At 47.8% G+C, this 11304-nt stretch carries 13 protein-coding genes; all 13 read left to right on the top strand.

All coding sequences use genetic code 11. The features are described 5' to 3' along the window. Positions 1 to 49: 49 nt before the first annotated feature. The 13 genes from AZ66_RS32420 to AZ66_RS06475 all read left to right on the top strand — a co-directional run bounded on the left by AZ66_RS32420 (position 50) and on the right by AZ66_RS06475 (position 11288). Positions 50 to 169: a hypothetical protein gene (locus AZ66_RS32420; RefSeq protein ID WP_231586757.1), complete on the top strand. Its 120-nt coding sequence runs from the start codon at positions 50 to 52 to the stop codon at positions 167 to 169. Beyond that, entirely contained in the window at positions 126 to 701 is a 576-nt protein-coding gene (locus AZ66_RS06530; RefSeq protein ID WP_231586756.1) for a SpoIID/LytB domain-containing protein, read from the top strand. The genes AZ66_RS32420 and AZ66_RS06530 overlap by 44 nt, the downstream gene beginning before the upstream one ends. Positions 702 to 865: 164 nt before the next feature. After that, positions 866 to 1660, top strand: a complete 795-nt coding sequence (locus AZ66_RS06525) for a M23 family metallopeptidase (RefSeq protein WP_044354093.1) — start codon at positions 866 to 868, stop codon at positions 1658 to 1660. Between the two features lie 352 nt (positions 1661 to 2012). Continuing rightward, positions 2013 to 2300: a sporulation transcriptional regulator SpoIIID gene (spoIIID, locus tag AZ66_RS06520; protein WP_021257153.1), complete on the top strand. Its 288-nt coding sequence runs from the start codon at positions 2013 to 2015 to the stop codon at positions 2298 to 2300. Positions 2301 to 2468: 168 nt separating this feature from the next. Continuing rightward, positions 2469 to 3467: a rod shape-determining protein gene (locus tag AZ66_RS06515; protein ID WP_021257152.1), complete on the top strand. Its 999-nt coding sequence runs from the start codon at positions 2469 to 2471 to the stop codon at positions 3465 to 3467. A gap of 45 nt (positions 3468 to 3512) precedes the next feature. Continuing rightward, positions 3513 to 4394 (top strand): flagellar hook-basal body protein, encoded by an 882-nt coding sequence (locus tag AZ66_RS06510; RefSeq protein WP_044354092.1) that lies wholly within the window; start codon positions 3513 to 3515, stop codon positions 4392 to 4394. Between the two features lie 23 nt (positions 4395 to 4417). Further along, positions 4418 to 5242 (top strand): flagellar hook-basal body protein, encoded by an 825-nt coding sequence (locus tag AZ66_RS06505; RefSeq protein WP_021258886.1) that lies wholly within the window; start codon positions 4418 to 4420, stop codon positions 5240 to 5242. Between the two features lie 17 nt (positions 5243 to 5259). Then, positions 5260 to 5733 (top strand): DNA-directed RNA polymerase subunit beta, encoded by a 474-nt coding sequence (locus tag AZ66_RS06500; protein WP_044354091.1) that lies wholly within the window; start codon positions 5260 to 5262, stop codon positions 5731 to 5733. Between the two features lie 183 nt (positions 5734 to 5916). Next, on the top strand, positions 5917 to 6450 hold the full coding sequence (locus tag AZ66_RS06495; protein ID WP_021258884.1) for a CDP-alcohol phosphatidyltransferase family protein: 534 nt from the start codon (positions 5917 to 5919) through the stop codon (positions 6448 to 6450). Between the two features lie 272 nt (positions 6451 to 6722). Next, positions 6723 to 7154: a 3-hydroxyacyl-ACP dehydratase FabZ gene (fabZ, locus tag AZ66_RS06490; RefSeq protein ID WP_021258883.1), complete on the top strand. Its 432-nt coding sequence runs from the start codon at positions 6723 to 6725 to the stop codon at positions 7152 to 7154. A gap of 189 nt (positions 7155 to 7343) precedes the next feature. Beyond that, the gene (locus AZ66_RS06485) at positions 7344 to 9350 is read left to right on the top strand and encodes a DUF5693 family protein (RefSeq protein WP_044354090.1); all 2007 of its coding nucleotides are present in this window, start codon (positions 7344 to 7346) and stop codon (positions 9348 to 9350) included. Further along, positions 9326 to 10516 (top strand): polysaccharide pyruvyl transferase CsaB, encoded by a 1191-nt coding sequence (gene csaB / locus AZ66_RS06480; protein WP_044354089.1) that lies wholly within the window; start codon positions 9326 to 9328, stop codon positions 10514 to 10516. The genes AZ66_RS06485 and csaB overlap by 25 nt, the downstream gene beginning before the upstream one ends. Positions 10517 to 10529: 13 nt before the next feature. Further along, positions 10530 to 11288, top strand: a complete 759-nt coding sequence (locus tag AZ66_RS06475) for a WecB/TagA/CpsF family glycosyltransferase (RefSeq protein WP_044354087.1) — start codon at positions 10530 to 10532, stop codon at positions 11286 to 11288. Positions 11289 to 11304: the final 16 nt, after the last annotated feature.

The following is an 11304-nucleotide window of genomic DNA, read 5'->3' as shown; positions in this document are numbered from 1 at the left end:
CGACGTAACCGATACCGTCGCCCATCAAGCCTATAAGCCGCTCGCGGAGATGGAGCAGCTGCCAAAGGAAGCGGCAGCGAAGCTGAGCCGCGCCGTAGAAGAGACACAGGATCAGATCATTACGTATGAAGGTAAACCGATTATGGCTGCAGTTTTTCTCCACAAGTAATGGATATACCGAGAATGCCGAGGATTATTGGGGCAACCCGGTTCCTTATTTAAAAAGTGTGGCAAGCCCTTGGGATGAACGGGTAGCGCCGCGATTTGCGGAGAGCACTACATATAAGGTAGATGTGCTTCTATCAGAACTAGGTGTATCCGTGCAAGCATTGAAGCTGCAATCCGATGGCGGGACTTCAAGTAAGTCCGGATCCGTGCAAGCCATTCGGAATCAGCTACGGATCTTATCCCGTACCGCCGGCAAGAGAGTTGGTCAAGTTCAAGTCGGTACAGAACAGTTCACAGGTCGCGAAATTCGAGAGAAGCTAGGGCTGCGTTCGAGTGCATTCGATTGGAGCATGGTGGATGGCAAACTAGTCATTACTACGTACGGATTTGGGCATGGTGTTGGCATGAGCCAGTACGGTGCGCAAGGAATGGCCAAGGAAGGGGCTACTGCCGAGCAAATCGTAACGTACTATTATAAAGGTGTGAAGGTGGACAAAGCTTCGAAGTTAGCATCCGCTAAGTTGAAAGGATAGGTCAGCAAGGCGCGGATCAACTATGCAGTGAGGCAGGGAAAACCCTTGTTATATAATGAGCTAGACTCCATGCAGACGCATTGGTAGGTTCATATCTTAAAAATTAGCATTTCTACGTATAAAAGTACTAGCCTCGGTAACAATGGTTACTGAGGTGATCACAAATGAGTGAACAAAACCAAAATCAAAACTCAAAAAACAAAACAACGATGAATACATCTACGACAAGCACAGCAAATCCGTCTGAAGCCTCCAAATCGATGCAAGGGGCTCAAGCGGTTCACACATCCTCATGGAGAAAGCTGTTGTCGAAGAAATGGGTATTCCCCGCTTTGTACATGGCCGCAGCAGCAATTATCCTAACTCTAGTCTGGGTCTATCAAGACTTGAATCACAAACCGCTCGACCCAAACAAGGATGCGACGCAAGCAGGGCAAACAATCAAGCAAGGCGAATCAACAGCAGGTACAACAGCTGGAACCAAAGAAGACGCAGTCGAAGTAGTTGCAACTAACGAAACACTCGGTTGGCCAGTGGCGAATTCTGGTGATGTAGATGTCGTCATGCCGTACTATGACGAAAAGGCTTCGAAGGAAGAGCAAGCGGCAGCAATGGTGCAGTACAAGCAAACCTTTACTCCGAATGTAGGTATTGACTTGGCGCGCAAGGACAAGCAGGCATTTGATGTAGTGGCTGCAATGAGCGGTAAAGTAACACGTGCTGAGCAGCATGCGACGAATGGATTTGTTGTCGAAGTGGATCATGGCAATGGCATGAAGACAGTATATCAGAGCTTGGCTGATACGAAAGTGAAGCAAGGCGATGCTGTGAAGAAGGGCGACGCGCTAGCTACTGCAGGTCGCAGTGAATTGGAGAAGGAACTGGGCGTTCATGTTCACTTTGAGGTGTACAATGAGAATAAGCCAGTAAATCCGACAACGGTTCTGGTTAAAAACTAATTCAGTTAAACATGGTAACAACATCGGGCGAATGTCTTAGGGCAATCGTCCGTTTTTTATTTGTAGGGGGAATCAGCGGAATTGAAACGAACTTTTTTTCTAATATTTTTTTTGCTCGTGCTACTCCAATGATGAATGATCGAATTCACGGATTACCGAGAAGCGGAATTCCGCTTGACTAAGCTTTTTTTCCTGTTTTGACTTTGCGTGGATTGCCTTGTTGTTCGACTTGTCCGATGAGAGTCTTGGCAAAAATATCGGCTAAGCCAAGCTTGTCAGGCATGGTTACAACGCATAAGTGTGCGACCCCCTCATATAATGTACCAATTAAACCGAGTAGGGAGGCGGGAACGTGCACGACTACATCAAAGAACGGACCATCAAAATCGGCCGCTGCATCGTCGAAACGAAGCATACGGTTCGTACTATCGCTAAAGAGTTCGGCGTGTCTAAAAGCACGGTGCACAAAGATTTGACCGAACGGCTGCCTGAGATTAACCCCGATCTGGCTGATCAGGTGAAGCACATTCTCGAATACCATAAGTCCGTTCGTCACTTGCGTGGTGGAGAAGCAACGAAAATCAAATATAAGAAGACGACTTCAAAAAAACGTGAGGTGATGACAGCCGGAAAATCCTAAACCACCACCCCATTCCAATAACTTTTTAAAATGTGAGCTGCCCTCCAATCTGTCATTGAACGTAGCAGAGAAAGTATGATATGGTAAACGATGAGTAAATATTTTGCAGAAAACGGTCGTAATTTCTCGATTTGGACATGAAAAATGAATGTGGAGGCTCTCGAACTTATGCTTAGCAAGGATATTGGAATTGACTTGGGAACGGCAAACGTTCTCATCCATGTCAAGGGGAAGGGGGTCGTCTTGAACGAGCCTTCGGTTGTAGCAATCGAAAGCGATTCAAAGCGAGTCCTCGCCGTGGGTGAAGAAGCCCACAGAATGGTTGGTCGGACACCGGGCAATATCGTACCCATCCGCCCGCTTAGAGACGGAGTCATCGCTGACTTCGAGGTTACGGAAGCAATGCTGAAGCACTTTATTTCACGAGTCGGCGGTCGCAAATGGTACTCGCACCCACGCATCTTGATTTGCGCGCCGACGAATATTACTTCAGTAGAACAGAAGGCAATTCGCGAAGCGGCTGAGAAGAGCGGTGCCAAAGATGTTTTCCTGGAAGAAGAACCGAAGGCGGCGGCTATTGGCGCGGGTATGGATATCTTCCAACCGAGCGGCAACATGGTCGTTGACATCGGCGGCGGAACGACGGACGTGGCGGTATTGTCCATGGGAGACATCGTTACCGCCTCTTCTATTAAAATTGCTGGGGACAAGTTCGACAGCTCCATCATGAAATATATAAAATCCAAGTATAAGTTGCTAATCGGAGAGCGTACGTCTGAAGATATTAAGATTAACATCGGGACGGTGCGTGAAGGTGGACAACGGGAAATGGACATCCGTGGACGTGACATGGTTTCGGGCCTCCCATATACCGTAACGATCACATCCGATGAAGTTCGAGAAGCTTTATGGGATCCAATCTCTTCGATTGTCGCTGCTGCGAAGTCGGTATTGGAACGGACACCGCCAGAATTATCGGCGGATATTATCGATCGCGGCGTCATTTTGACTGGTGGCGGGGCTCTTCTTGATGGATTGGACGAGCTGATGGCTGACGAATTGAAGGTTCCTGTGCTTATTGCAGAGGATCCAATGCACTGCGTCGTCAAAGGTACCGGAATCATGCTGGATAATTTGGACAAGGTCGTTAAGAAATCATTCGTTTAATCCGATATACATTGTATATGCTTTGACAGATCGGGAGGAAACGACATGATTAGAGGTTTATATACGGCTGCCTCGGGCATGATGACCCAACAACGGCGGCATGATACGGTTACGAACAATATTACGAATATCAATACGCCCGGATTCAAGTCAGTAACAGGGGCAGTGCGTTCATTTCCTGAGATGATGCTGTCCTTACAGGGCGGAGATCAGGGGGCAGGTCGTACCATTGGCCGCTTGAATACAGGGGTATTCGCGGAAGAGAGCCGTATGCTGTTCAGCCAAGGCGATCTGATGCAGACGAATCAAGCAGGCGACTTTGCATTGTTGGCGGATTTGGGCGTCCCGGGAGTGGCTTTTGATGCTTCAGGTAAGGGACGGGATCCGCAAGGCAATATTATTTATAAGCCGGAGGCATTCTTTACGGTTCGGGAAGGCAATGAGCTGCGGTTTACGCGTGATGGTCATTTTCGCTTGAATGCTCGCCATGAGCTGACGACGGCAGACGGAGCACTTGTGCTAAACCGGAATCAAGCTCCAATTGTATTGCCGGTGAATGTGTCGATAGATGATATCAAACTGGATGGGACAGGCCGGATGTATGATGCGCGTACGAACGCTGCGATTGCAGGGGCAGATCTGCTCATTTCCCGGATCGACAATCCGAATCAACTCATTAGAACGGGTAATGGCCGCTTTCGATTGGATGCGGCAGGTGGTGGTCAAGCAGCGGCAGTCGCGTGGACAGCTGGGGATCAGCAGCAAATTCAAGTACAGCAAGGCTATTTGGAGCGTTCTAATGTAGATCCTACGCAATCGATGACGGATATGATGACGGCCTTCCGTGCCTATGAGGCGAATCAGAAAGTCGTTCAATTCTATGATAAGACGCTGGATAAGACGGTCAATGAGGTAGGGCGCGTCTAAGCGCTTAGAATAGGAGGAACGATATGAACCAGTCTATGATTTCTGCAGCTGCCTCGATGAATGGCATTCAGCGCAAGCTGGATATCGTCGCGGACAATATGGCGAACTTGAATACGAACGGATATAAGCGGAAGTCAGCGACATTCGCTGATGTGCTTACGAATATAAGACAGCATGATAAAGATTACCGCCAGCCAGGAAGAGCGACCCCCATGGGATATACGCTTGGCTATGGATCTTATTTGACTGCATTAAGTCGAGACTTCACGCAAGGGCCATTGAAGCAAACGGGTGTAAGCACGGATTTTGCGCTGGAAGGCAACGCGCTATTTGAGCTCGAACTGGAGAATGGTCAATCTGCTTGGATTCGAGAAGGCGCTTTTCATTATACGATTGATCCAAATACGAAGGAAAAGGTGCTTGTGACGGCTCAAGGGGATAAGGTGCTGGACAAAGACGGCGCTGAAATCCGAATTGGGCTGGATCAAGAGATACAGGTTAATGACAAGGGGCAAGTGTTCGCGACGAAGAACGGCTTGACGGTTGTTCCGAATCCGATCGCTACGCTGAAGGTAGTGAAGCCGATCAGCCCAGAACTCCTTATTCAGACAGAGAACAACTATTACGTAATGGCCCCAAATACGAACCGAAATGCTGTTGTGGAGGATCTTGATCTTACACAAAACCAAGCGGTTCACGTTCGGCAAGGCATGATTGAGCAATCGAATGTATCGCTGATCGACGAGATGAATGATTTGATTCAAGCGCAGCGAGCGTATCAGATGTCCGCTCGGGCATTGACTTCCGGAGACGCAATGTGGGGGCTTGCGAATAACCTTCGCGCGTAAACGAAGCAGGTGAGATAATGAGTGACCAAGAAGGGAAAGACAAGAAGCTGCTCGATTATGAGTACGAGCCGCTGCAACAGGATATATCGTTAGTGCGTCTGCACCGCTCTCATTCCGGCTCGGAACCAGAGGATGTGGAGACGAAGACGGAGGCCAAATCCGACGTTCATGAGGAATTGCCGGTAGTGGGCAAGCCTGCTCAGCAGCCAGTATTCGAAGAGCGGCGTAAGCAGCGTCTGCGCAAGGATAAGGAAGCTGCTAAGCCAGCGTCTGAGGAGGAGCAGGAAGAACCTCAGCCACCTCAGCAGAAGCCGGTTCGCCGTTCGAAGGCAGGGAAGTGGATTTTTCGACTGGCCATTGTCCCACTGTTATGCGTGCTAGCCACATTCGGCGGAATGGTTGCCGGATTTGTCGTGTTAGGTAAGGGCTCTTTTACAGATGCACTGAATGTGAATACATGGACACACTTGTTCCAACTTGTGTTCGGATAGCCGGAGTCCCCACTTTGTGGGGATTTTTTGCTTGTGTGGTGGCTGGAAGGTCTTTGCCCGTCATCGTTCCTCCCTTGAGGGCTATAGGGAGCTGTACGATTTGATAAAGTTTCATTTTTGTTTTCGGGCATGTATAATGAGTTGGAGGAACTATGAAAATGGGGGGAACTGGGGGTTTTGAGGTTGAATTTACCGAATATGTTGACGATGATTCGATTCGTTCTCATCCCCGTATATGTGGCTTTGTTCTTCATAGGTGAGCGGTACGCCGCATTCGGAGTTTGGTTGCTCGCTGGACTGACCGATATTCTGGACGGGTATATCGCGCGCAAACATAATTTAGTAACGAATATCGGCATGATGTTGGATCCATTGGCAGATAAGCTTATGATGCTGACCGTCATGTTTTCTTTGCTATGGTCTGGAGATATGCCATGGATGGCTGCTGTTGCGATGCTGATTCGAGATGCAGGAATGATTGCATGTTCCGCCCTATTTCATTTCAAGGGAAAGAAGACAGTGCCTGCGAATTGGATGGGGAAATTGACGACAGTCTTCTATTATATTGCGATCCTGTTCGTCTACTTCCAATGGACTTATGCAGTTGAGCTCTTATGGGTGGTTATTGTATTCTCATTCCTTACATCCTTTATGTATGCGCTCTTGTTTATTCGAATCAATCGCAAGGAAGAGGCAGAAACTGAGCATCGGGTGTGATGCAGGTTTGTCTCTTGTAGGACAACGGAAGAAATGTTTATTTTTAACTTGATGATAATCATCATTTGTTTTACATTCAGGTCGGTTATCTTACTGCAGCAGAATGACTTTCATGGAAGTTGCGCATTCTGATTCTAAGAAGAGAGCTCCCCGAACAGCCGAAGCTGCGGGAAGCCCCTTATCTCAACCTTCAAGCCTGCAGTCATGAAGGATGATCTTAGTATTGACGTATAGCTGTCGTCTTATACGGCAGAGGAAGAGAGGATTGTATTATGTTGACTGTAGAGCAAATTCAGGAAATTATTCCACATCGTTACCCATTCCTGCTCGTTGACCGTATTCTTGAAGTAGAAGAAGGCAAACGTGCCGTCGGAATTAAGAATGTTACGATGAATGAGCCGCATTTTGCAGGTCACTTCCCTGGTTATCCGGTTATGCCGGGTGTTCTTATTGTTGAAGCGCTTGCACAGGTTGGTGCAGTAGCTATTTTGAAATTGGAGCAAAATCAAGGGAAACTTGCTTTCTTTGCTGGAATCGACAATTTCCGTTTTCGTGAACAAGTCGTACCTGGCGACACGCTTACACTCACAGTAGAGATTACACGTTTGAAGGGAACAATCGGCAAGGGACAGGCAACAGCCAAGGTTGGCGATAAGGTCGTTGCTGAAGGTGAATTGATGTTCGCATTGTCGACTCGCGAGTAGAACACAGCATAGGCGGAATCATTTGCAATGAATGAAGAGAGTTCGGTTATTCTATGGATAACCGCAGCTGATCATTAGTTGTGTGCCATCGGTGTCGAATGAACTCGGAACTCATCGAATGATGCACGGTAGAAGCATTGCGATATTCCGCATGATGATGTGTTCGGAATGGCTTAAGGAGGGAAACAAGTGTTTCAACAGGTAGAAAAATGGAACCGACAAATGAAAAAGTGGCTATGGCTAGTGGTCATTGTCGGACTGGTAGCTGCTATTCCAGTAGCAGTGCAGCGCGTACAGACAGAACAGTCGGCAAATAAGGTTGAAATTGTATTCAATTATCGTAATTTGGTCGATATGTCTGCACTGATGCCCAAGCCAAATGAGTTTATTGATGAGCAGTTGGGACGCTTAAAAGATGCCGGCGTTCACACGATGGCGTTGTTCGAAAGCAATTTGTCAGATTTGAAGGCCGCACGCAGATTGTTAATTTACAACTCCAGCGATGCAGCAACGCTGCAGAAGAAGCTTCCGCCACTGAATGAAAATTATACATATCTTTTGTTCACGTCATCTGAGAATGAACAGAAGATTTCTCCTATGATTGAGAAGACTTTTCTTCGTTTAGGTGTAGAGGTTCGTACGTGGCAGCATGAAGACCGCAATGGATTGATCTTGGAAACTCCGGTTGAATCCGCAGTGATGAAGTCAATGCCACAGGATCCAATCACGATTCAGAAGCTTGTGGATAAAGGATATACAATTATGCCGCGTTTGTCAGACAGCTCGGAATATGATCAAGAGCAAATGGATGAGTTGCTGCAATACTATAATTCATTGGGCGTAACTCGGATTCTCTTTGATGGCGATGCAGTTAAAGGCTTTAATGATGATGCGGAGAAAAAAAGTTTGACAGGCTTTGCTGATTTGTTGAATAAGCACAACATCGGTATTGCTGCCATTGAAGGCTTGAAGAAGCCGCAGCAGGGGATGAACAAGCTTGCTTATTTGACGAAATATAATGTAGTTCGACTTCATTCGATTAACGATCAGGAATCATTCAATGAAATTGATGTATTAGCTGATCGCTTCTCGCTTGCAACGAAGGATCGCAATATTCGGATGATTTATTTGAACGCAGCTGTGAAAAAAGATATAAAGAAGTCTGAGATTGTGACTTCCATTGATAATCTGATTCACTCGCTGAAGGAACCTGGAGATGCAATTGCATCGATCGAGAGAAACGGATTTACAATGGGTACAGCTGAGCCATTTACGGTATTTGACGCTTCATGGCAGAAAATTGCGAAGATCATCGTAGTTATTGGTGGCGTAGCATTAATCGCGCTGATGCTTTCTTATTTTGTGCCGGTTGTGATGCTTCCTGTCTTCGTGCTGGGTTTGATTGGAAGCGCAGGAATGTACGTATTGAAGCCAGCCTTCTTCGAGCAAGTGCTTGCCCTTGGGGTGGCGATAAGCGCGCCAACAATTGCGATGGTACTCGCTGTTCGAAGAGTGGACATGAGCCCTCCGGTTACAAGCTTCAAGGCTCGCTTTGGCAAATCGGTCGGATTGTTCTTACGCACGACGGTGTTGTCGCTGATGGCTATTCCGTTCGTGATTGCATTGCTTAACAACATTACGTATAGCCTTGTAATAAATCAATTCCGTGGAGTCAGCCTGCTGCACTTCCTGCCGATTGGCCTTACCGCATTGTATATCTTCCTCTACCGTGGAGATTCTGTTGTGAAGGAAGCCAATCGTTGGCTTAAGATGCCAGTTACGGTATTGATGGTCGTGGCTGCTGGCGTCGCGGGCGTAGTGGGAATGTACTACCTGTCGCGTACGGGGAACGCTGGAAACGTATCTTCCTTGGAGAAATCATTCCGTTCCTTGCTTGAGAATACGTTGGGAGTTCGGCCGCGTAATAAAGAGTTCTTGATGGCGCACCCGTTGTTCTTGATTGCGGCATTTGCAGCATACCGTTATCGGATAGCTCTATATGCGTTTATCATCGCAGTTATTGGCCAGTTGTCTATGGTAGATACGTTCGCTCATATCCATACGCCGATTATCATGTCGACAATTCGCACACTTCTTGGTCTTGGCCTTGGACTGGTTATCGGAATTATTGGCATTTTCGTATGGACTATCATTGAAAGGTGTTGGGATGCATGGCGTCCAAAGCTACAAGAATAGTACTGTCCGGATATTACGGATTCAATAATAGCGGTGACGAGGCGGTTCTGTTGTCGATCCTGACCGCCTTGGAGCGTGCTGGCGAAGAAGCTGGCATGGCAATCGAGCCTGTCGTATTGTCTGGTGATCCAGAGACGACGACTCGGTTGTATGGGGTACAAGCTGTTCATCGAATGAAGCCCGGCGCCTTGCTGGGTGCGATTCGAAGCAGCGATGGGTTGATCAGCGGCGGCGGAAGCTTGCTGCAGGATGCGACCAGTTCGAAGACGATTCCTTATTACTTAGGTGTGCTGAAACTGGCACAGTGGTTCCGTAAGCCGACGTTCATTTATTCGCAAGGAGTTGGTCCGGTAAACCGCCAGTCTTTCTATCCGTACATTCGTCACATATTTAACCGAACAGCTTATGTGTCTGTACGTGATCGGGAGTCTGCAGAGCTCTTGATGCGAATGGGAGTAGGGCAAGATGCGATCCATGTTGTACCTGATCCGGTAATGGGCCTTCGTTTGCCGTCATCTAAGCCTGGGCAGCCCGTACTCGATCATGGGAAAGGTTTCGATGCGGCAGGCCGCCCTTATGTTGGGGTTTCCCTTCGATTCTGGAATCAAGATCGATCCGATATGGATGCGATCGCTGATATGCTGCTTCAGCTTAGTCGGATGCGGAAAGTCCATTTGCGGTTTTTGCCGTTCCATGGAGCTAGTGATGAAGAGGCTTCCCGTTATGTCATGAAGAAGCTTGAGGATGTGGTTTCCGAAGTAGATGGATTGTGTGGAGGGCCATCAGCTGCTGCTTCTGAAGCTGGCACAGTGATGAGCTTATGCACTCCGCTTGAGCATCCTCAGTCCATGCTGCAGGAAGTAAGTCAATGCCGGGTGTTAGTCGGAATGCGATTGCATTCTCTCATTTATGCAGCTTCCCAAGAGGTGCCGTTTGCGGGTATCTCTTATGATCCGAAGATCGACCAATTCCTGCATCGACTGCACGAAGAGGCGATTGGCACAACAGCCAAGCTAGATGCTGCTCGTGCTGCATCTCATATGTGCAGCTTGCTCGATGATGTAGATGGCTGGCGCGAGGAACATCAAAAAGCAATAACTTTATTGAAGCAAGAAGCGGAACAGCCGGCGCAACAAATTGTGCAATGGCTACGTCATAAGGCGTAAGGTGGTTTGTGATATGTTAGAAATGAAAGATGTACCTAAGGTTTCGATTTACGGCATTCCCTTTTCCAAGTTGAATATGGAAGATACCGTAAAGCTTCTTGTTGATCATATTGACGCTGGGCGCTTCATTCAGGTGATTACAGCGAATCCCATCATGGTGATGGCCGCCTTGGAGAATGATAAGAATATGGCCGTCATGAAGCAGGCGGACTTGGTTGTTCCAGATGGAACAGGCATTGTCTGGGCAGCTAATAAGTTCGGTGATCCTGTCGTTGAACGAGTAACGGGCTTCGATCTGCTGCATGAGCTGCTGAAGATGGGCGAACCACGTAAGTGGAAGGTGTATCTCTTGGGTGCAGCTCCAGAGGTGGTTCAAGCGGCAGCAGAACGGTTACAAGAACAGTATCCGTCCATATCCATTGTCGGATACCGAGATGGCTTTTTCAACAGTGATGAAGATGAAAAGGTTATTGCACAAGTTCGTACGGCGAATCCTGACTTGTTGTTCGTTGCTCGCGGAGCCGAAACACAAGATCCTTGGATTGCGAAATACCGCCATCAGCTGCAAGTTCCCTTTATGATGGGTGTTGGGGGCAGCTTTGATGTAATTTCAGGCAAGGCCAAGCGAGCACCAATGTGGGCACAGAAGCTGCGTATCGAATGGTTGTATCGCTTAGTCAAGGAACCGAAGCGCTTCATGCGAATGTTGGCGTTGCCTAAATTTGCTTGGAAAGTGATGCGGGATAAAGATAAGCCCACAAAAGTGCAGTAAAATGACGCTTAATCTT

Source organism: Paenibacillus sp. E194 (assembly GCF_000935845.1).
GTDB lineage: Bacteria > Bacillota > Bacilli > Paenibacillales > Paenibacillaceae > Paenibacillus_B > Paenibacillus_B alvei_B.
This window is presented reverse-complemented; position numbering and strand designations above follow the sequence as displayed.

Bases quoted from the DNA above. Each gene is read 5' to 3' on its own strand.
- AZ66_RS32420 (WP_231586757.1), top strand. From the start codon at position 50: ATGGAGCAGCTGCCAAAGGAAGCGGCAGCGAAGCTGAGCCGCGCCGTA.
- AZ66_RS06530 (WP_231586756.1), top strand. From the start codon at position 126: ATGAAGGTAAACCGATTATGGCTGCAGTTTTTCTCCACAAGTAATGGA.
- AZ66_RS06525 (WP_044354093.1), top strand. From the start codon at position 866: ATGAGTGAACAAAACCAAAATCAAAACTCAAAAAACAAAACAACGATG.
- AZ66_RS06515 (WP_021257152.1), top strand. From the start codon at position 2,469: ATGCTTAGCAAGGATATTGGAATTGACTTGGGAACGGCAAACGTTCTC.
- AZ66_RS06510 (WP_044354092.1), top strand. From the start codon at position 3,513: ATGATTAGAGGTTTATATACGGCTGCCTCGGGCATGATGACCCAACAA.
- AZ66_RS06505 (WP_021258886.1), top strand. From the start codon at position 4,418: ATGAACCAGTCTATGATTTCTGCAGCTGCCTCGATGAATGGCATTCAG.
- AZ66_RS06500 (WP_044354091.1), top strand. From the start codon at position 5,260: ATGAGTGACCAAGAAGGGAAAGACAAGAAGCTGCTCGATTATGAGTAC.
- fabZ (WP_021258883.1), top strand. From the start codon at position 6,723: ATGTTGACTGTAGAGCAAATTCAGGAAATTATTCCACATCGTTACCCA.
- csaB (WP_044354089.1), top strand. From the start codon at position 9,326: ATGGCGTCCAAAGCTACAAGAATAGTACTGTCCGGATATTACGGATTC.
- AZ66_RS06475 (WP_044354087.1), top strand. From the start codon at position 10,530: ATGTTAGAAATGAAAGATGTACCTAAGGTTTCGATTTACGGCATTCCC.